Origin of the sequence: Streptomyces montanus (genome assembly GCF_005786655.1) — a bacterium.
In the GTDB taxonomy this organism is placed as follows: domain Bacteria; phylum Actinomycetota; class Actinomycetes; order Streptomycetales; family Streptomycetaceae; genus Streptomyces; species Streptomyces sporangiiformans.
The window spans coordinates 88,908-109,268 of the sequence record NZ_VBZC01000013.1 but is presented as its reverse complement, the minus strand read 5'-3'; the positions used below and the strand labels follow the sequence as shown (position 1 = coordinate 109,268).

Annotated in this window: 16 protein-coding genes; 6 read left to right on the top strand and 10 right to left on the bottom strand. The window is 70.6% G+C overall.

What is annotated here, in order from left to right:
* Window positions 1-19 precede the first annotated feature (19 nt).
* Together mycP and FE633_RS48335 are read right to left on the bottom strand one after the other, a co-directional pair.
* Window positions 20-1,285, bottom strand: coding sequence for a type VII secretion-associated serine protease mycosin (mycP, locus tag FE633_RS14180; protein WP_138045497.1), 1,266 nt, complete (start codon window positions 1,283-1,285; stop codon window positions 20-22).
* Window positions 1,282-3,156, bottom strand: coding sequence for a hypothetical protein (locus tag FE633_RS48335; RefSeq protein WP_246113605.1), 1,875 nt, complete (start codon window positions 3,154-3,156; stop codon window positions 1,282-1,284). The genes mycP and FE633_RS48335 overlap by 4 nt, the downstream gene beginning before the upstream one ends.
* A gap of 187 nt (window positions 3,157-3,343) precedes the next feature.
* On the opposite strand from FE633_RS48335, the gene FE633_RS14170 reads away from it, so the two are divergent.
* Complete coding sequence (locus FE633_RS14170; RefSeq protein ID WP_138045496.1) at window positions 3,344-4,546, top strand: amino acid deaminase/aldolase; 1,203 nt, start codon at window positions 3,344-3,346, stop codon at window positions 4,544-4,546.
* Between the two features lie 44 nt (window positions 4,547-4,590).
* On the opposite strand, the gene FE633_RS14165 is transcribed toward FE633_RS14170, so the two are convergent.
* From FE633_RS14165 to FE633_RS14150, 4 genes are read right to left on the bottom strand one after another with little or no spacing between them, the layout of a single operon-like run.
* The gene (locus FE633_RS14165; protein ID WP_138045565.1) at window positions 4,591-5,538 is read right to left on the bottom strand and encodes a DUF2510 domain-containing protein; all 948 of its coding nucleotides are present in this window, start codon (window positions 5,536-5,538) and stop codon (window positions 4,591-4,593) included.
* A gap of 52 nt (window positions 5,539-5,590) precedes the next feature.
* A complete protein-coding gene (locus FE633_RS14160) occupies window positions 5,591-6,373 on the bottom strand; it encodes a 3-oxoacyl-ACP reductase (protein ID WP_138045495.1) in 783 nt (260 codons plus the stop codon).
* Entirely contained in the window at window positions 6,370-7,785 is a 1,416-nt protein-coding gene (locus FE633_RS14155) for an aldehyde dehydrogenase family protein (RefSeq protein WP_138045494.1), read from the bottom strand. Before FE633_RS14155 ends, FE633_RS14160 begins: the two co-directional genes overlap by 4 nt.
* Before the next feature lie 11 nt (window positions 7,786-7,796).
* Window positions 7,797-9,161, bottom strand: coding sequence for a glutamine synthetase family protein (locus FE633_RS14150; RefSeq protein WP_138045493.1), 1,365 nt, complete (start codon window positions 9,159-9,161; stop codon window positions 7,797-7,799).
* A gap of 77 nt (window positions 9,162-9,238) precedes the next feature.
* Between FE633_RS14150 and FE633_RS14145 the strand changes: the two genes are divergently transcribed.
* The 3 genes from FE633_RS14145 (at window position 9,239) to FE633_RS14135 (ending at window position 12,204) form a co-directional block, all read left to right on the top strand.
* Window positions 9,239-9,973: a FadR/GntR family transcriptional regulator gene (locus FE633_RS14145; protein ID WP_138045492.1), complete on the top strand. Its 735-nt coding sequence runs from the start codon at window positions 9,239-9,241 to the stop codon at window positions 9,971-9,973.
* A gap of 83 nt (window positions 9,974-10,056) precedes the next feature.
* Window positions 10,057-11,502, top strand: coding sequence for an ethanolamine permease (eat, locus tag FE633_RS14140; protein ID WP_138045491.1), 1,446 nt, complete (start codon window positions 10,057-10,059; stop codon window positions 11,500-11,502).
* Between the two features lie 18 nt (window positions 11,503-11,520).
* Window positions 11,521-12,204 (top strand): gamma-glutamyl-gamma-aminobutyrate hydrolase family protein, encoded by a 684-nt coding sequence (locus FE633_RS14135; protein WP_171059946.1) that lies wholly within the window; start codon window positions 11,521-11,523, stop codon window positions 12,202-12,204.
* Window positions 12,205-12,454: 250 nt separating this feature from the next.
* Here the strand turns inward: FE633_RS14135 and FE633_RS14130 are convergent, their stop codons facing one another.
* The 4 genes from FE633_RS14130 to FE633_RS14115 all read right to left on the bottom strand — a co-directional run bounded on the left by FE633_RS14130 (window position 12,455) and on the right by FE633_RS14115 (window position 18,012).
* On the bottom strand, window positions 12,455-13,168 hold the full coding sequence (locus FE633_RS14130) for a helical backbone metal receptor (protein WP_171059952.1): 714 nt from the start codon (window positions 13,166-13,168) through the stop codon (window positions 12,455-12,457).
* 5 nt (window positions 13,169-13,173) lie between these two features.
* The gene (locus tag FE633_RS14125) at window positions 13,174-13,737 is read right to left on the bottom strand and encodes a helix-turn-helix domain-containing protein (protein WP_138045489.1); all 564 of its coding nucleotides are present in this window, start codon (window positions 13,735-13,737) and stop codon (window positions 13,174-13,176) included.
* Between the two features lie 578 nt (window positions 13,738-14,315).
* Window positions 14,316-16,931 (bottom strand): ABC transporter permease/substrate binding protein, encoded by a 2,616-nt coding sequence (locus tag FE633_RS14120; RefSeq protein WP_138045488.1) that lies wholly within the window; start codon window positions 16,929-16,931, stop codon window positions 14,316-14,318.
* Complete coding sequence (locus tag FE633_RS14115) at window positions 16,924-18,012, bottom strand: quaternary amine ABC transporter ATP-binding protein (protein ID WP_138045487.1); 1,089 nt, start codon at window positions 18,010-18,012, stop codon at window positions 16,924-16,926. Before FE633_RS14115 ends, FE633_RS14120 begins: the two co-directional genes overlap by 8 nt.
* A gap of 269 nt (window positions 18,013-18,281) precedes the next feature.
* Between FE633_RS14115 and FE633_RS14110 the strand changes: the two genes are divergently transcribed.
* Together FE633_RS14110 and FE633_RS14105 are read left to right on the top strand one after the other, a co-directional pair.
* A complete protein-coding gene (locus FE633_RS14110) occupies window positions 18,282-19,229 on the top strand; it encodes a 5'-3' exonuclease (protein ID WP_138045563.1) in 948 nt (315 codons plus the stop codon).
* Between the two features lie 205 nt (window positions 19,230-19,434).
* On the top strand, window positions 19,435-20,271 hold the full coding sequence (locus tag FE633_RS14105; RefSeq protein WP_138045486.1) for a siderophore-interacting protein: 837 nt from the start codon (window positions 19,435-19,437) through the stop codon (window positions 20,269-20,271).
* Window positions 20,272-20,361 lie beyond the last annotated feature (90 nt).

The window sequence follows — 20,361 nt, the reverse complement described above, 5'->3', positions numbered from 1 at the left end:
CTGATCCGCCCGACAAGGCCTAGAAGTCGGGGTCTTGATCGTGGACGTGGTCGGGCCGGTGCGGGATGCGGCGGCCGCGCCACAGTACGACCGCCATGACCAGGAGTACGCCGCCGAGTCCGCCCGCGACGGGGCCCGCCCAGGCGGTCGCGCCCTCGTCGTCGTCCGCGGCGTCCGGGCCCGCGCCGAAGTACTTGTCGCCGTACGCGGCCGAACGCAGCCCCTCCGGCTTGAGCTTGCCGCCCGCCTTGATGGCGGCCTCGGGGTCGACGAAGCCGAAGCCGCGGGAGTCGTCGCGGCCGCCGCTGGGAGCGTCGCGGGCCGTGTCCTCCAGGAGCTGTTTGATCTGGGCGGGGCTCAGGTTCGGGTGGGCCGCCTTGACCAGGGCGACGGCGCCGGAGACGAACGCCGAGGCGGCGCTGGTGCCCCAGCCCTCGTAGTACTTGCGGTCCGGGTCGGCGATGACGACGTCGACGCCGGGCGCGCTGACGGTGGCGTACCAGCGGCGGGTGGAGAACGAGGCGCGGGTGCCGTAGCGGTCGACGGCGGTGGCGGCGATGACGCCCGGGTAGGCCGCCGGGTACGAGGCGTGGTCGCCCTTCTCGCCGCCGTTGCCGGCCGAGGCGACGACGACGGCGCCCTTCCTCAGGGCGTACTGGACGGCGGCGTCCTCGGCGGCCTCCGGGTGGGCGGACTTGGAGTCGTCGCCGAGGGAGAGGTTGATGACGTTCGCGCCGTGGTCGGCGGCCCAGCGGATGCCCTCCGCGAGGGCGTTGCCGCGGGTGTTGCGGGCCTTGCCGCGGGCCGAGTCGCCGTCTTCCAGGATCACGCGGACGGGGAGGATCTTCGCCTGGGGGGCGATGCCCATAACACCGTCGGCGTTGCCGGCGCCGTGTCCGTGACCCGCGATGATGCCCGCCATCGCGGTGCCGTGGCGGGCCCAGGCGCGGTCGCCGCGGCGGGCGCCGAAGCCGACCAGGTCCTTGCCGGTGAGGACGTTGCCCGCGAGGTCCGGGTGCTGGGCGTCGACGCCCGTGTCGAGGACGGCGACGGTGATGCCCTTGCCCTTCGTCGTCCGCCAGGCCTCCTGGGTGTGCATCGCGTCCAGGGCCCACTGCTGGGCACGTATGCCGTCGGCGTGGGCGGCGGTCGACGGGACGAGGACGAGGCAGACGGCGAGGAGGACGCCGAGAGGTCCGGTCCTGCGGGGGCCGAGGAGCCCGGTCCCGCGGGCACCGAAGAGTCCCGCTCTGCGGGGGGCGGGCACTCTGGCCGTGCGGGTCATGACGGCTTCTCCGTGGCCGATTCGACGTTCTTGCGGAGGCCGCGCTCGATGCGGTCGGCGAGGCCCTGTGCGTCGTGGCCGAGGCCCGCCTGGGCGGGCGGCGTGGTGGCGCCGGTCTCCATGGCGTCCTCGGCGGGCTGCGGCTCGGGGACGGTGCGGCCGTCGGCGAAGCCGGAGACCGCGTAGACGACCACCGGGGCATCGGTCAGGACCGACAGCGTCCACGACGCGCGCTGGTCGTCGCCGAAGCCGGCGGCGACGGTCCCCTTCGCTGCGTACGGGCGGGGCATCAGGTCGCGCCGGCGGTCGAGCCCCTCGTCCTTGAATCGACTGTTCAGGACCCCCATGGCGGCGGAGTCCGCCTTCGTGAAGAGGAGGCCGACGGTGATGACGTGGCTGCGGGTCTCGTCCGTGTAGGTCGCGCGCAGGAGGCGCAGACAGCCTGCGGGGGCGAGGACCTTGCGCAGCAGCGGGTCGAACGCTTTCGCGCAGCCGCTGTCCGGGGCGACGGCGATGCGGGTCCAGGAACGGTCGGCGCCGCCCGGTCCGGCGCCCTCGCCCTCGACGGTGGTCGGGAAGAGCTGGTCCACGGGCGCGCTGTGCCAGAGGTCGGCGGCCGCCGTGAACGAGTCCCGCGCCCCGGCGGCGCCCGCGCTGTCCCCGGTCAGCCAACTCCCGGTCACCGCGCCGCCGATGAGTCCGAGCCCCAGCACGACACAGGCCGCGGCCGCCGCGGCCCGGGGCCCGACGGGCCGGACTCGGGACCCCAAGGGACGCAGGCGTGCGGTGTCGTTGTCGTGGGTGTCCGGGGACGCGAGCGAGACGAAGGGGCGGTCGGCGCGCGCCGCCGACGTCGAGTCCCATGCTTCGGCGAGGCTCAGGGTCGTGGTGGGCCAAGTCGCGGTGGACGGCGGCATGGTGGGCGGAGGCGTGGTGGGCGCCGCGGGCGGCTCGGCGGGGACCGGGCGGAGCCGGGCCGTGGTCTCCGTGCGGGCTTCCTCGGGCACGCCGGTACGCCGGGGAGACACGGTGGGCCTCGTGACCGGTGGTGCCGGGGTACTCGGTCGTGGTGGCGCGAAGGGGCGCTCGGGGATGCGGGGAGCTGCCGGGGCCGACCGTTCCTGGGAGTTGCCCGTGGTCGCCCTGGGCGCGGTGGCGGGGCGCGGCGGAACGATTGCTCCTTCGCCTGCTCCTGCGGCGTCCTTCGCGGCCGGGCGCGGTCCTGAGTCCGGGCGCGGTCCTGAGGCCGGGCGGGGCGGAACGGGCGTGCGCTCACCCTCCCCCGCGGTCGGGCGAGGTGCGGCGGCCGGGCGTGAGGGGATGCCCGTGGTGTCCACGCGAGGCAGAGAGCCGGTCGCCGAAGGCGGTGCGTCCGGGAAGCGGGCCGAGGGCACCGGGGGCGGCGGCATCACCGGGGGCCGCTGCTGCCCGGTGGCGGGCCGGAGATTCGGGAAGCGGTCCGATGCGGCGGAGGAGGTTTCGCGGACGCCGTCGCCCCCGAGGGGTCGGATGCCGTCCCCGTCGAACGCCCGGGCGTCGCCCGCGTCGATGACGTGGACGTCCTCCCCGACGAAGGCACCTGTCCCGTCCTGGTCCGAGGCACCCATGCGGTCCTCGTCGGCGGCACGTGGCCGGGGCGGTCCGCCCGCGGCGCCGGATCCGGGCCGCGCACCCGCGATGCCGGGCCTGCGCGACGATCCTTCGGCATCACGCCTCGGCAAGGCGCCCGCGGTGTCGGTCCTCCGCGTCGTGCCCCCGGACGACTCGACGCCCTCCGCCGAAGGGGACTCGTCCGGCGAGCGCGAAGCCCCGCCGCCGGGCGGAGTCGACGGGCGTGGAGGGATGGGAGCGCGCCGCGCTTCCGTGCTCATGCACCCCCCGTTTCCTCGAACGCGGGCACCAGCCCGCCCAGGGAACTCCTCCGGTCCGTTCCCCTTCTGCGTGCGCGTCACTCTACGGGTTGACACTGTGCGAACGGGAATCAGCCGGCCGGCCCGTGGCATCTGCCCGGAACATCCCCCTACCTTGCGGTAATCACGTCTGGCAGGCTTACGGGGCATGACCGCCCGCGCCGCAGACCGAGCCCGCTACGACCGGGCCACCACCCACCTCGACGCCCCCGTCGCGATCGTGGACCTGGAGGCTTTCGACGCCAACGCGGATGATCTCGCCCGCAGGGCGGCGGGGAAGCCCGTACGCGTCGCGAGCAAATCCGTTCGCTGCCGGGCCCTGCTCGAACGCGTCCTGGCCCGGGACGACTTCGCCGGGATCATGTCCTTCACGCTCGCCGAGTCGCTGTGGCTCGCCCGCTCCGGGTTCGAGGACGTGCTGCTCGCCTACCCGTCCGCCGATCGGAAGGCGTACGCGGAACTGGCGGGCGATCCCAAACTCGCGGCCTCCGTCACCGTCATGGTCGACGACCCGGCGCAGCTGCGGCTGATCGAGGACGCCCGGGACGGCGGATGGGAAGTGGTACGTGTCTGCCTGGAGTTGGACACCTCGCTGAAGCTCCTCGGCGGACGCGTCCGCGTCGGCGCGCGCCGTTCGCCGCTGCACTCCCCCGCCCAAGTCGCCGAGATGGCCCGCGCGGTGGCCCGGAGGCCTGGGTTCCGGCTCGTCGGGATCATGGCGTACGAGGGGCACATCGCCGGCGTGGGCGACTCGGTGCGTGGACACCCGCTGCGGTCGCGCGCCATCCGGCTGATGCAGGCCACGGCACGCAGGGAGCTGGCCCAGCGGCGTGCCGAGGTCGTGCGCGCGGTCCGTGCCGTGGCGCCGGACCTGGAGTTCGTCAACGGCGGCGGCACGGGCAGCGTCCAGCACACCGCCGCCGAGGACTGCGTCACCGAGATCGCGGCCGGTTCGGGGCTTTACCTCCCGCGTCTCTTCGACAACTACACCTCGTTCAGCGGGCGTCCGGCCGCGCTCTTCGCCCAGCCCGTCGTCCGCAGGCCGGGCGTGGGCGTCGTGACCGTCCTCGGCGGCGGTTACCCGGCCTCGGGCGCGGCGGGCCCCGACCGGCTGCCCGTGCCGTACCTCCCCGAGGGACTGCGCTACGACCCCCAGGAGGGACCCGGCGAGGTGCAGACGCCGCTGCTCGGTTCCCCCGCGGACGATCTGCTCATCGGCGACAAGGTGTGGTTCCGGCACGCCAAGGCCGGAGAGCTGTGCGAGCGTTTCGAGGTGCTGCACCTCGTGGAGGGCGAGACGGTGACGGCGACGGTCCCGACGTATCGAGGGGAAGGGCACACCTTCCTCTAGCCTTCCTCACGTCTGGTGCCACTGCTCTTCCTCCGGGCCTCGCGCTACTGCGTGGGGCCGACGCTGTTGCCCACACCGCCGCCCGTGTCCGCGTCACCCACCGGCCTGATCCCCTTCGTGATCCGTTCCATGTCGGCGAGCGGCGGTCCGTCCTTGCCCGCGTCGAAGACGAACCGCACTATGACGGGCGCCTCGGAGCCGACGCTGGACGGGAACGCCAGCGACTGGACGTAACCGCCCGGCCCCGCCCCGGTCTTGACCCGCCAGCGCACGAAGTACCCGGCGCGGCCCGCGACCGCGACCGGCCCCTGCTTGACCAACTGGTGTGACTCGATGCCGTTGTAGGGGCGGCGGTCGATGAGGTCACGGTCGTATGCCGCGTCCGCCGCATCCGAGATGTCGCCCTTGGCGAGAGCCTCGGGCGACTTCTCGTCGTTCGAGGTCACCGTGCGTGAGATGACCCTGCCGTGGCGGCAGATGCCGTCGTCGCCCGGGCAGGTGTAGATGCCGGGTGTGGTCATCACGACGTCGTTCTCGGCGACGTTCTCGGGTCTGACCCAGCCGTCGAGGAGCGGCAGGGTGATGCCGTTGAGCTCGTCCACGACGACGGAGGGGTCGTCGGCCGACGGTTCGGAGGTGGACGCCGAGGGCGAGGGCGGGTCGCTGGTGGGTTCGGACGACGCGGGCGCGGGCGTGGGCGTGGTCTTCGCCTCGGTGGTGCCGTCGCCCCGGTTCAGGACGACGGCACCGGTGACGATCGCGGCCACCAGGACGGCTGCCGCGGCGACGAGGGCGACCACCTTCGCCCGGTCGGCTCCCGAGCCGGCGCCCGCGCCGGGACCGGAGCCGGGCGCGGGAGCGAAACCCGGCTGTGCCACGGGCTGTTGGGGCGCCTCGGGCGCACGCCGGTGCTCGGTCCAAGCGGTCCCGTCCCACCAGCGCTCGACATGCGGGGCCGACGGATCGCGATACCAGCCGGGCGGAGGCGTCATGCTCATCCCGGCACTCTAAGACGTCACAGTCGTGACGGTGAGGGTGTCGTGGCTAGAGCGGTGTGACGTAGGCGCCCGAGATCCCGCCGTCCACAAGGAAGTCGGTTGCGTTCACGAAGGCGGAGTCGTCGCTGGCGAGGAAGGCGACGGCCGCCGCGATCTCCTCGGCCTCCGCGAAGCGCCCGACCGGGATGTGCACGAGGCGGCGGGCCGCCCGCTCCGGGTCCTTGGCGAACAGCTCCTGCAGGAGCGGGGTGTTGACCGGCCCCGGGCACAGCGCGTTGACCCGGATGCCCTCGCGGGCGAACTGCACGCCCAGTTCGCGGGACATGGCGAGGACGCCGCCCTTGGAGGCGGTGTACGAGATCTGGGAGGTCGCCGCGCCCATCCGCGCCACGAACGACGCCGTGTTGATGATGGAGCCCTTGCCCTGGCGCCGCATGTAGGGGATCGCGGCCTTGCAGCACAGGTACACGGAGGTGAGGTTGACCTCCTGGACCCGCTTCCAGGCCTCCAGGCCGGTCTCCAGGATGGAGTCGTCGTCGGGCGGCGAGATGCCCGCGTTGTTGAAGGCGATGTCGACCGAACCGTAGGTGTCGTAGGCGGTCCTGAAGAGCGCCTCGACCTGCTCGGCGTCCGTGACGTCGACGTTCACGTAGATGCCGCCGATCTCCTCGGCGGCCGACTTGCCGCGGGTCTCGTCGACGTCACCGCAGACGACATGCGCGCCCTCGGAGGCGAGTCGCCGCGCGGTGGCGAGGCCGATGCCGCTGCCCGCGCCGGTGATGACGGCGGTACGGCCGACGAGGCGGCGGCAGATGCTTTCTTCGGTCACTGTGCTGGACCTTCCGTGCTGATGAAGACGTTCTTGGTCTCGGTGAAGGCGGTGAGGGCGTCAGGGCCGAGTTCGCGGCCGAGTCCGGACTGCTTGTAGCCGCCGAACGGGGTCCAGTAGCGGACGCTGGCGTGGGAGTTGACGGACAGGTTCCCGGCGCGGACGGCCTGGGACACGCGCAGTGCCCGGCCGACGTCCCTGGTCCAGATGGAGCCGGACAGTCCGTACTCGGTGGCGTTGGCGAGCCGGATCGCGTCCGCCTCGTCCTCGAAGGGCAGGACGACCGCGACCGGCCCGAAGACCTCTTCGACGGCCACGCGCGCGTGGGGCTCGACTCCGGTCAGGACGGTGGGCGGGAACCAGAAGCCGGGGCCCTCGGGTGCGGTGCCGCGGATGCCTTGCGCATCGTCGATGACGTACGAACGAACGCGCTCCAGCTGGACCTTGGAGATCAGCGGGCCCATCGCGGTCTTCTCGTCGGCCGGGTCGCCGACGAGGACGGACTCGACGGCGGGGGCGAGGAGTTCGAGGAAGCGGTCGTACGCCGTGCGCTGGACGAGGATGCGGGTGCGGGCGCAGCAGTCCTGGCCGGAGTTGTCGAGGAAGGACATCGGGGTGGCCGCGGCGGCGGCCTCGATGTCGGCGTCGGCGAAGACGATGTTCGGGCTCTTGCCGCCGAGTTCGAGGGTGACGGGCTTCAGGAGGGCCGACCCCTTCGCCAGCACCTGTTTGCCGACCGGCGTCGACCCCGTGAAGACGATCTTCGCGACCTGCGGATGCCCGACCAGCGCATCGCCCGCCACGGGTCCCTCACCCGGCAGCACCTGGAAAAGACCCTCGGGAAGCCCGGCCTCCAGGGCGAGTTCGGCCAGTCGCAGAGCCGTCAGCGGAGTGGTCTCCGCGGGCTTGAGGATGACGGCGTTGCCCGCCGCGAGCGCCGGCGCGGTGCCCCAGGCGGCGATCGGCATCGGGAAGTTCCACGGAGCGATCACTCCGACGACCCCGAGGGGTTCGAGGATCGTGACATCGAGGCCGCCGGGCACGGGGATCTGCCGCCCGTTCAGCCGCTCCACTCCCCCGGCCGCGTAGTCGAGCAGATCACGGACGTTGCCCGCCTCCCAGCGGGCGTTGCCGATGGTGTGTCCGGCCTCGCGGACCTCCAGCCGGGCGAGTTCCTCGACGTGTTCGTCGACGACGGCGGCGAAGCGGCGCAGCAGCCGGGCCCGCTCGCCGGGCGCGAGGGCGGCCCACCCTTCCTGCGCCTTCGCCGCCCGTACGACGGCGGCGTGGACGTCTTGCGGGGTCGCGGCCGGAACGGTGGCGACGACCTCCTCCGTCGCCGGATTGAGGACGTGAAGCTCGTGCTCGGACGAGGACGAGGACGAGGACGGGGAGGGGGAGAAGGACGGCACGGAAAGACCTCTCACATGCGTTCGAAGGAGCGGCGGAGCTCCCAGTCGGTCACCGCGGCGCCGAAGGCGTCCAGCTCGACGCGCGCCATGTTGCGGTAGTGGGCGACGACCTCGTCCCCGAAGGCGGCCTTGGCGATGGGACTGGTCTCCCAGAGATCGGCGGCCTCGCGCAGCGTGGTGGGGACATGCTCGTACTCCGTGGCGTACGCGTTGCCCGTGCACGGCTCGGGCAGCTCCAGCTGCTGCTCTATGCCGTACAGTCCGGCCGCGACGAGTCCGGCGACGGCGAGATACGGATTGACGTCGCCTCCGGGCAGCCGGTTCTCGAAGCGCATCGAGCGGCCGTGGCCGACGACGCGGAGCGCGCAGGTGCGGTTGTCGTAGCCCCAGGCGACGGCGGTCGGCGCGAAGGAGCCGGGCTGGAATCGCTTGTACGAGTTGATGTTGGGCGCGTACAGCAGTGAGAAGTCTCTGAGCGCGGCCAGCTGACCGGCGAGGAAGTGACACATGACGGGCGACATGCCACCGGGGCCGTCGCCCGCCATGGCGTTCCTGCCGTTCTGGTCGGCGAGCGAGAGGTGGATGTGGCAGGAGTTGCCCTCGCGTTCGTTGAACTTCGCCATGAAGGTGAGCGAGACACCCTCCTGGGCGGCGATCTCCTTGGCACCCGTCTTGTAGACGGCGTGCTGGTCGCAGGTGACCAGGGCCTCGTCGTACTTGAAGACGATCTCGTGCTGGCCGGGATTGCACTCGCCCTTGGCGGACTCGACGGTCAGCCCCGCGCCCTCCATCTCGTTGCGGATACGACGCAGCAGGGGCTCGATACGGCCCGTGCCCAGCACCGAGTAGTCGATGTTGTACTGATTCGCCGGGGTGAGGCCCCGGTAGTTCGCGTCCCAGGCCTGCTCGTACGTGTCCTTGAAGACGATGAACTCCAGCTCCGTGCCGACGTTGGCGGTGAAGCCGTGCTCGGCGAGCCGCTCCAACTGGCGGCGGAGGATCTGGCGGGGTGCGGCGACGACGGGCGATTCGTTGTTCCAGGCGAGGTCGGCCATGAGCATGGCCGTGCCGGCGTTCCACGGGACTCGGCGGAGAGTACCGAGGTCCGGATGCATGGCGAAGTCGCCGTATCCGCGCTCCCAGGAGGACATCTCGTAGCCGTCGACGGTGTTCATCTCGGTGTCGACCGCGAGGAGGTAGTTGCAGCCCTCCGTACCGTGGTGCAGAACCTCGTCGAGGAAGAAGCGCGCGGCGAACCGCTTGCCTTGGAGCCGTCCCTGCATGTCCGGGAAGGCCAGGACGACGGTGTCGATCTCTCCGCCGGCGACGAGGGCGTGCAGCTCCTCGACGCTGAGCGGTGGTGTGCGGTCTGCCACGGGAAAGGCCTCCTTGGGTCAGCCGAGAGCCATAAGGTATTGCTGAGAACCATTGCTTGGGAAGGGGGTACGGCCAGATGTCGCAGTCGGACGGACACGGCGTGAACGATCAGCTGACACCGGTGCTGCGGCCGGTGCGGGCGGGCAACGGATTCGAGGAGGCGCTGGAACAGATCCTCCAGGTCGTACGGCTCGGCCTGGTGCCCGGTGGTGAACGACTGCCCTCCGAACGGGAGTTGGCGGAGCGGCTGGGGGTCAGCCGGGTGACGTTGCGCGAGGTGCTGAAGGTGCTGCAGGACCAGGGGCTGGTCGAGTCGCGGCGCGGACGGTACGGCGGAACGTTCGTCCTGCCGAGGACCCTGGCGCCCGGCGAGGACGAGCTGCGCCGCCGGGTCGAGGGGACCGACATCGAGGACGTTCTGCGCTTCCGTGAGGTCCTGGAGGTGGGCGCGGCCGGCCTGTGCGCCCAGCACGGGCTGGACGAGAAGCAGGCGGCACGGCTGCGGGACGCCCTCGCCCGCACTCACGACGCGCCCCTCGCCGACTACCGCCGCCTGGACACGCTGCTGCACCTCACGCTCACCGAACTGTGCGGGTCGCCGACCCTCACCGCCCAGTACGCGGCCGTACGGGCGACCGTGAACGATCTGCTGGACTGCATTCCGCTGCTGGTCCGGAACCTGGAGCACTCACAGCAGCAGCACACCGCCCTGGTGGAGGCCGTACTCGACGGGGACGCCGACGGGGCGCGCGAGATGATGCGCGAGCACTGCGCGGGGACTGCCGCCCTGCTGCGCGGCTTCCTCACCTGACGCAGACCTCTTGCCTTCCGGCCATGCGGCCGCAAAGGTATGGATCCGATCCATTGTGTTCCGCTGCGCTGGGGAGTCCGCCCATGTCCCTCGAATCCACCAAACCCCCCGCCGACCAAGAGGCGGACGACTATCTGGAACGCAGGACCCTGCGCCGAGGAAGCGCGGGCTGGCTGCTCCTCACCGGCCTCGGCGTCGCGTACGTGGTCTCCGGCGACTACTCCGGCTGGAACTTCGGACTCGCCGAGGGCGGCTTCGGCGGCCTGGCGATCGCCATGGTCCTCATGGGCCTGATGTACACATGCATGGTCTTCGCGCTCGCCGAATTATCCTCCGTCCTGCCGACGGCGGGCGGCGGCTACGGCTTCGCGCGCCGGGCGCTCGGGCCCTGGGGCGGCTTCCTGACCGGCACGGCGATCCTCATCGAGTACGTCCTCGCGCCCGCCGCCATCTCGATCTTCATCGGCGACTATGTCGAGTCGCTGGGCCTGTTCGGGCTCACCTCGGGCTGGCCGGTGTACCTGGCCTGCTTCGTGATCTTCATCGGCATCCACCTGTGGGGTGTCGGCGAGGCGCTGCGCTTCAGCTTCGTCGTCACCGGAATCGCCGTGGCGGCGCTCCTGGTGTTCGCGGTCGGCGCGTTCCCCGACTTCGACCCGTCGAACCTCGATGACATCCCCGTGGACGGGAGCGCCTTCGGCTCCAGTTCCTGGCTTCCCATGGGTCTGCTGGGCATCTGGGCCGCCTTCCCCTTCGGCATGTGGTTCTTCCTGGGGGTCGAAGGCGTGCCGCTCGCGGCCGAGGAGACCAAGGACCCGGCCCGTACGCTGCCGAAGGCGATCCGCTGGTCGATGGGCATCCTGGTGATCCTGGCGCTACTCACCTTCTTCGCCTCCGCGGGGGCGCGCGGCTCGGACGCGATCCAGGGGGCGGGCAACCCGCTCGTCGAGGCGCTCCAGCCGGACGGTGAGGCGACGGCGCTGAGCCGGTTCGTCAACTACGCCGGCCTCGCGGGCCTGGTCGCCTCCTTCTTCTCGCTGATCTACGCGGGCTCGCGCCAGCTCTTCGCGCTCTCACGGGCGGGCTACCTGCCCCGTTTCCTGTCCCTGACGAGCAGCCGCAAGGCCCCCTACCTGGGCCTGCTGGTGCCGGGCGCGATCGGCTTCGCCCTGGCCGCGGCGACGGGCGACGGCGCGCGCATGCTGAACGTGGCGGTTTTCGGCGCCACCATCTCGTACGCGCTCATATCGCTCTCGCACATCGTGCTGCGCCGCCGCGAGCCGGGGCTCGCGCGGCCGTACCGTACGCCGGGTGGTGTGCTGACGTCCTCGGTGGCACTGGTGCTGGCGTGCGCCGCGCTGGTGGCGACATTCCTGGTGGACGTGACGGCGGCGTTCATCGCGCTCGGGGTCTACGTGGTCGCGGTCGCGTACTTCGGCCTCTACAGCCGCAAGCGTCTGGTGGCGAAGGCTCCGGAGGAGGAGTTCGCGGCGCTGGCGGCGGCCGAGGCAGAGTTGGAACGGAACTGATCAAGGAGAATGGAGTTCATGGTGGGCGGCAGGCCGCTGATCGGAGTCAGTACGTATCTGGAGTCCGCGCGCTGGGGCGTGTGGGAGCTGGAGGCGGCGCTGCTGCCCGCCGGATATCCACGGCTGGTGCGGGACGCGGGCGGGCTCGTCGCGATGCTGCCGCCGGACGAGCCCCTGCACGCCGCGGCGGCCGTCGCCCGGCTCGACGGGCTCGTGATCGCGGGCGGCCCGGACGTGGATCCGGCGCGGTACGGCGCCGCCCGCGAGCCCCGTACGGGCCCCGAGGCCCGGGAGCGGGACAGTTGGGAACTCGCCCTGATCGACGCCGCGTTGGCCTCCGGCACACCGCTGCTCGGTATCTGCCGCGGGATGCAGCTGCTGAACGTCGCCCTCGGCGGAACCCTTGTGCAGCACATCGAGGGGCACGTCGAGGTCGTGGGCGTCTTCGGCCGGCACCCGGTGAAGCCGGTGCCGGGCTCTCTCTACTCCCGTCTGGTGCCGGAGGAGACGTCGGTCCCGACGTACCACCACCAGTCCGTGGACCGGCTCGGCTCCGGCCTCACGGCATCGGCCCACGCGCCGGACGGGACGGTGGAGGCCGTGGAACTACCCGGGCCCGGCTGGACGCTGGGCGTCCAATGGCACCCGGAGATGGGCGAGGACCTAAGGGTCATGGAAGGCCTGGTCCGAGCCGCTTCCTGACGAACCCCAGGGGCTAGGGGGCGCAGCCCCCAGTCCCAGGGGCGCGGGGAACTGCGCGACCAGCAACAACCGACCCGCAGCCGAAAGACGAACCCCGAGGGCTAGGGGGCGCAGCCCCCAGTCCCAGGGGCGCGGGGAACTGCGCGACCAGCCACGACCGCCCCGCAGCCGAAATGCGAACACCCGGGGGGGCTGGGGTCGGAGCCCCCTGTTTCGGGAAGGGGTGGGGTTGGGGAAAGGGAACCCCTGGTCAGCCCGCAGCCGCCCGCAACGCCTCCCCCAGCACACGAGGCGCCTCCCCCAGCGAGGGCCCGTACCACGTGAGATGACGCCCACTGACCAAGGCACACGGCGTCCCCCCAAACGCCTCAGGACCATCCTCCGCCGAAAACCGATACGGCTCGTCGGGCAGCACAACAAAGCCCGCAGCCCTCAACTCCTCGACAGGCACCCGCGGATAGCGCTCCGCATGCACCGCGTACACGTTGTCCACCCCCAACCGCGCCAGCACATCCCCCGCGAACGTGTCCCGCCCGAGAACCATCCACGGCCGCCGCCAGATCGGCACAACCGCCCGAAGACGGCGATCAGGAACCGGCAGTTCCGCCCACACCGCCTCGGCCTCGTCCAACCACCGAGGCCGCCCCCGCCCCCCGCAAGCCCCCACCACCCGCTCCAGCTCCCGAAACGCCTGCGGCACGTCCCGAACCTCGGTGACCAGCACATCGAGCCCCGCGTCCCCCAACGCGGTGAGGTCCGGTTCCCGGTTCTCCTCCTCGTTGGCGATCACCAGGTCGGGGGCGAGCCGAACGATCCGGTCGACGTTCGGATTCTTCGTCCCCCCGACCCGTACGACCTCCAGATCGACGGGATGAGTGCACCAGTCCGTCGCCCCGACCAGCACCCCGGGCACCGACGCGGCCACCGCCTCCGTGAGGGACGGCACCAGCGACACCACCCTCATGGTCTTCACTGCCGCGGACTCTCCACCGCCTCGATGTGGTCCGCGACCGCGACGATCAGCACGCGAGTGTCCGGCTCGGTCGCCCGCCACCGATGGCGCACGCCACCCGTCATATACAGCGTGTCACCGCGCCCCAGCCGGTACGCGCGCCCCTCCGCCTCGACCTCGACCGCACCGTCGGCGACGTACATCAACTTGTCGTTGCGGTGCTGGAATTCGCGGCCGGCGTCGTGGTCGCCGCTGAACTCCATGCCCTGCAACTGGTGGTGACCGCGCACCAAGGGGCGCACGCGGGGCTCGTGGGTGAACTCGGAGTCGTCCGAGCGCACGACGTCGACGCTGCGCGCCGGGTCGGCGGCGGCGAGGAGTTCGACACGGGTCGTGCCGAGGGCGTCGGCGACGCGTTCGAGGGAGCGCACGCTGGGCCGGGCCCGCTCGTTCTCGACCTGGCTCAAGAACGGGACCGACAGACCGCTGCGCTCGGCGACGACGGCGAGGGTGAGCTCCAGTGCCCGGCGCCGCCGCCGGACGGCCGCGCCCACCCGAAGGGCTTCTTTGCTGTCGTCCATCGCTTCGGCTCCCTCCTGTGCGTCGTCGGTGCATGGTGTGGTGCGTGTGACCCGGTGACGGTCCGCCCTTTGTACATACGAGCCAATGTCTCCCGATGTTGTGTTTGCACCCTACGCACGTTCGGCAAACCGTTTCATGCGCCTGTCACATCGTCGTAAACATCGCCGCACCGCCGTGCGACGGAGCGTCACTGTTCGCGCCAGTAGATCGATTGTCCCGCGTCGCCCCGCCCCATCTCCACCCCGGGACGAAACAAGCTGGCCAGGGCAGTGGATGCCCATCCGGAGCGGTGATCGGGGCGCCGACAGCTCACGGGCGGCCCGACTACCGCCCCCCGAACGGAGAGTGACCAACTCGGCACACTTGGTGTCCGGAGTCGTATGTGTACGACTGGACGGCGCAGCCGGTGAGTTGCGTACCGCGGTGGAGTCGCGTAATGCGGTGGAGTCGCGTAATGCGCTGGAGTCGAGCGCACGAACCGGTCTCGGAGCCTCGGGAACGCCGCGAGGGGTGGGCCTCGCGCACGGAACCGCGTGGTTCCCGCGCGAAGCCCACCCCTCGGCCGGCTGCTGCCGCTCTACTGCGGAGTCATCCGGTCCACCATGTCCGGGTGCTCCTTCAGCCACGCGGCGACGGCGTCCTCCTCATGCCCCTGTCCGCGCTTTTGGATCTCGCTCTCCAGACTGCCCAGCTCGTCCTCGCTCATCTTGAACTTCTTGATCCACTTGGTGAGCTGGGGGTACTGGTCCGGGAACGTCTTGTTGGAGATGGTGCGGATCGTGTTGCCCTCGCCGAACAGCTTCTTGTCGTCCGCCAGCTTGGTGAGCTCGTACTCGCTGTAGGCCCAGTGCGGTGACCACAGGACGACGGCGATCGGCTCCTTCTTGGCGTACGCGCGCTTCAACTCGGCCAGCATCGCGGGCGTGGAGCCGTCGACGACCTTGTACTCCTTGTCCAGGCCGTAGCCCGGCAGGACCTTCGTCTTGAGGAGGTTCATCTCGCCGGTGCCCGGCTCGATCCCGATGATCTTGCCGTCGAAGGTGTCGGCCTTGCCCTTGAGATCCGCGAGGGACTTGACGTCCTTCACGTACGAGGGCACGGCGATTTCGAGTGAGGTGGGCGCGTACCAGGTGCCCAGGTCTCTCAGGTTGTTCTTGTGCTTGTCCCAGTAGTTCTTCTGGGCGTAGGGCAGCCACGCGTCGAAGTTGAGGTCGAGGTCGCCGGTGGCCAGGCCCGTGTAGACCGGGCCGACGTCCATCTGCTTCAGGTTCAGCCGGTAGCCGCGCCGCTCCAGGACGTTCTTCCAAAGGTACGTGACCGCGATGTCCTCGTCCCAGGGGAACCAAGCGACGTCGAGCGGACGCTTCGCCTCGGCCGGGGTGCCACCCGTGGAGCCCTTGACCGGGGCCAGCTTGTCGACGACGCCGGGGTTCCGCTTCAGCCAGGCGCGCACGGCGTCCTGCTGCTTGCCCTCACCGGCCTTGTTGATCTCCGCCTCGAGGCTGGTGAGCTGCTTCTCGGTCATCTTGAAGTTCTTGAGCCACTTGCCGACGACCGGGTTGTCCTGGGCGAAGCCCTTCCGGGACGTCGTGTGCACGCCGTCGCCCTTGCCCCAGGCGTCCTTCGGGTCCTTGAGCTTCGTCAGGTCGTAGTCGTTGTACGCCCAGTGCGGTGACCAGAGCGTGACGACGATGGGCTCCTTCTTGGCGTACGCGCGCTTCAGCTCGGCCAGCATGGCGGGCGTGGAGCTGTCGACGACCTTGTACTCCTTGTCGAGGCCGTACTCCTTGAGGACCTTGCTCTTGAGCAGGCTCATCTCACCGGCGCTGGACTCGATGCCGGTGATCTTCCCGCCGAACTTCGAGGCCTGCCCCTTGAGGTCCTCCAGGGAGTCGATGCCCTTCATGTAGGAGGGCACGCTCAGCTCCAGGGACGTCTGGCCGTACCAGGCACCCAGGTCGTCGAGCTGCTTGCCGTACTTCTTCCAGTACTGCTCGTGGGTGGTCGGCAGCCAGGCGTCCGTCTGGAAGTCGATGTCGCCCTGGGCGAGCGAGGTGTAGAGCGGTCCCGCCTCGAACTGCTTCGTCTCGACCTCGAAGCCGCGCTGCTCCAGGACCTCCTTCCACAGGAAGGTGGAGGCGACGCCCTCGTCCCACGGGATGTAGCCGATGGAGATCTTCTTGCCCTGGCCGACGTCCTCGGCGTCGGCCGCGGTGGACGAGGAACTCGCACCGCCGAAGATGCCCATACCGCCCGCGACCAGTGCGAGCACCACCACACCGATCACGGCCACGGCGGGCCGGGGACGGTAGGACCAGATCTTCAGGCCCTGCGCGGCACGCAGCCTGGCGACGGCACGGCGGCCGAGCGGCGAGACCTGGGTGCCCAGGGAACTGGTCATGCGGTCCAGGTAGATCGCCAGGATGACGATGGCGACGCCGGCCTCGGATCCCAGGCCGACGTTCAGCTGGCCGATGGCCTCGTTCACGTCGCCGCCCAGACCGCCGGTGCCGACCATGCCCGCGATGGCGGCCATGGACAGACCCAGCATGATGACCTGGTTGACCCCGGCCATGACCGTGGGCAGCGCCAGCGGCAGCTGGATGCGCAGCAGGGTGTTGCCCGGGGTGGTGCCGAACGCGTCGGCGGCCTCGACCAGTTCCTTGTCGACCTGGCGGATGCCCAGTTCCGTCATCCGGACACCGGGTGCCAGCGCGAAGATCAGGGTGGCGACGATGCCCGCGGGCGCGCCGGTGCCGAAGAACAGGATCGCCGGGATGAGGTAGATCATCGCGGGCAGCGTCTGCATGAAGTCGAGCACCGGGCGGACGATGTTGCTCACCCGGTTCGAACGTGCCGCCCAGATGCCCACGGGCACGGAGATGACGAGCGCGATGATCGTCGCCACGAGGACGAGCGACAGGGTCACCATCGCGTCCTCCCACAGTTCGAGGGAGTCGATGAAGGCGAATCCCGCGAAGGCGAGGAGGCCGGCGGCCGTGCCGCGCAGCCAGAACGCGATCACCGCGAAGATACCCGCGAGCAGGAGGGGCTCCGGGGCCTGCAGGACGGCGTTGATGCCGTCGAAGGCGCCCAGGAAGACGGTCTTGAGGAAGTCGAAGAGCCACGCCATGTGGTGGAGCAGCCAGTCCACCGTGTCGTTGACCCAGTCGCCGAAGGGAATCCTAGGCATCGCTCTTCACCGCCTTGACGGCCTTGTCGCGCGGTGCGTCGCAGGGCGTGGGCTCGCCCTGCTGGTCACCGAGGAAACCGATCAGCCGTTGCCGTGGCACGACGCCGACGAGCCGTCGTTTCCCGTCGAGCACCGCGACCGCGTGCGGCACGCGGGCGCTGATGGCGCAGAGGTCCACGAAGGAGGTGTCGGGTGTGGCGGTCTCGCAGCCGCAGTCCGCCTCGTCGCCGCGCAGGTCCTTGTCCATGACGGCGTCGGCGGTCAGCACCCGGGAGCGGTCGACATCCCGCGTGAAGGAGGCCACGTAATCGTTTGCGGGACGGACCAGGATGTCCTCGGCGGTGCCGATCTGGACGATGCTGCCGTCGCGCATGACGGCGATGCGGTCGCCCAGGCGCATGGCTTCGTTGAGGTCGTGCGTGATGAAGACGATGGTCTTCTTGAGCTTCTTCTGGAGCTCGATCAGCTGGTCCTGCATGTCGCGGCGGATCAGCGGGTCGAGCGCGCTGAACGACTCGTCCATCAGCAGGAGACCGGCGTCGGTGGCCAGCGCCCGGGCCAGGCCCACGCGCTGCTGCATGCCGCCCGACAGCTCGTCGGGCCAGGACTTCTCCCAGCCGGCCAGACCGCACATCGCCAGCGCGTCGGTGGCACGCAGCTCGCGCTCGGCGCGCGGCACGCCCTGCACCTCCAGGCCGTACGCGGCGTTCTCCAGGACACTGCGGTGCGGGAAGAGCGCGAAGTGCTGGAAGACCATGCTGATCTTCCTGGAGCGGACCTCGCGCAGCTCGCGGGCGCTCAGCGCGGTCAGGTCCTGGCCGTCGAAGAGCACCTGTCCCGCGGTCGGGTCCAGCAGGCCGTTCAGCATGCGCAGCAGCGTGGACTTGCCGGAGCCGGACAGCCCCATGACGACGAAGGTCTGGCCCGGTTCGACCGTGAAGGACGCGTCGATCACCGCGGCGGTGGTGCCGTCGGCCCGCAGTTCCTCGCGGTCCGCTCCCTGGCGGAGTCTGTCGACCGCCTCGTCGGGTCGTCTGCCGAACACCTTGTAAAGGTGCTCGGCCTGCAGCCTGGATGACACGTGTACCTCTCAGGTAGAACCAAGAACGGCCCGCCTCCCCCGCCGGCGGGCCGGAGAGCGACGCGGGTTCCGCCCGCTCATCCGGTCGCTGTTCGTTCAGATGCAGTGGAGATGCGACCGGGCTCGCTCCGGAGCGGCGCCTGCCCCCGCTTGTGCTGGACAAACGCGGGCGTGGCCCGGTTCACATTTTGTTTACGTTTGCCCTGTAGAAGGGTCGACTCCAGCCGACCGTCCACAGCGGACGAGGACTGTCAGTGACGTACGGCATGATGCGAAGCGTGACGCAGCAGACGCAGCCCATTCGACGACTCATGCTTCTCGACACCGCCTCGCTGTACTTCCGCGCCTATTTCGGCGTCCCGGATTCGGTGAAGGCCCCGGACGGCACGCCGGTGAACGCCGTGCGCGGACTGCTCGAGTTCATCGACCGCCTGGTCCGGGACCACCACCCCGACGACCTCGTGGCCTGCATGGACGCGGACTGGCGGCCGCACTGGCGGGTCGACCTGATTCCGTCCTACAAGGCGCACCGCGTCGCGGAGGAGACCGAGACCGGACCGGACGAGGAAGAGGTGCCCGACACCCTCTCGCCCCAGGTCCCGATCATCGAGACCGTCCTGGACGCACTGGGCATCGCGCGCGTGGGGGTCGAGGGGTACGAGGCGGACGACGTGATCGGCACGTTCACGGGCCGCGCCACCGGCCCGGTCGACATCGTCACCGGCGACCGTGACCTGTATCAACTGGTCGACGACAAGCGGCAGGTGCGGGTGCTGTACCCGCTCAAGGGTGTCGGCTCGCTGCAGCTCACGGACGAGGCGCTGCTGCGCGAGAGGTACGGCGTCGACGGTTCGGGGTACGCGGATCTGGCGCTGCTGCGCGGCGACCCGAGCGACGGGCTGCCCGGTGTGCCGGGCATCGGCGAGAAGACGGCTGCCAAGCTGCTCGCCGAGTTCGGCGACCTGGCCGGGATCATGGCCGCGGTCGACGACCCGAAGGCCAGGCTCACACCCTCGCAGCGCAAGCGACTCGACGAGTCACGGCCGTACGTGGCCGTCGCGCCCAAAGTCGTCCGGGTGGCCGCGGACGTACCGCTGCCGGACGTGGACACGGCGCTGCCGCACGCTCCGCGCGACCCGGCGGCCCTGGACGCACTCGCGGTGCGCTGGGGGCTGGGCGGCTCGCTGAAGCGGCTGCTGGCGACGCTCGGAGCCTGATCCCGTCGCCAGTCCCCGGCCCCCGACGGGTCGGGCTCCCCGCCCCCGGACGGGTCGGGGCTTCGGATTCCCGCAGACTGGTAATCGACTTCTACAGAACTGCTCCAGGAATTCTCCGGGGGTGCTCATCGACTCTTCAAGCCTGAGGTGTTAACTAGGGGGAGGTGCTAACTTAGGCAAGCCTTAGTGAATTCGGGAGGCCGACATGGCAGAGCGTCCGGCACGCAGGGCTCCGAAGCCCCATTCCGCGCGGGTCGTCCGCACGGAGCGGCTCACCCCGCATATGCAGCGGGTGGTCCTCGGCGGCGAAGGCCTCGCCGACTTCAGCGCGGGCACCAGCACCGACCATTATGTGAAGCTGCTCTTCGGCGCCGAGGGCGTGACATATCCCGAGCCCTTCGACGTCGCGCGGATCCGCGAGGAGTTCCCGCGCGAGCAGTGGCCCGTCACGCGCACCTACACCGTGCGCGCCTGGGACCCGGAGCTGCGCGAGCTGACGCTCGACTTCGTCATCCACGGCGACGAGGGCCTGGCCGGACCATGGGCCACCCGGGTGCAGGCGGGCGACGTCGTACGGTTCCTCGGCCCCGGCGGTGCGTACGCGCCCGCCCCCGAGGCCGACTGGCATCTGCTGGCCGGGGACGAGAGCGCCCTGCCCGCCATCGCCGCCACGCTGGAGGCGATGCCCGATGGTGCCGAGGTGTACGCGTTCGTGGAGGTCGAAGGGCCGGAAGAGGAGCAGAAGATCGCCTCAGACCTGGAGATCGTCTGGCTGCACCGCGGCGACCGGCCGATCGGAGAGGCACTGGTGGAGGCCGTACGGGCGCTGGAGTTCCCGGAGGGCCGCGTGCACGCGTTCGTGCACGGCGAGGCGGGCTTCGTGAAGGAACTGCGCCGACTGCTGCGCGTGGAGCACCAGTTCCCGCGCGAGGACCTGTCCATCTCCGGCTACTGGCGCCTCGGCCACAACGAGGACGGCTGGCAGGCGGCCAAGCGGCAGTGGAACGCAGAGGTGGAGGCGGAGCAGGACCGCTCCGCCTGAATTCCGGTGCCCAGGTACGGAACGCGGGTCGTTTGTGGCTGGTCGCGCCCGCGGGCGGAGCCGCATGATGGCACGGCCCCGCCCCTGTCA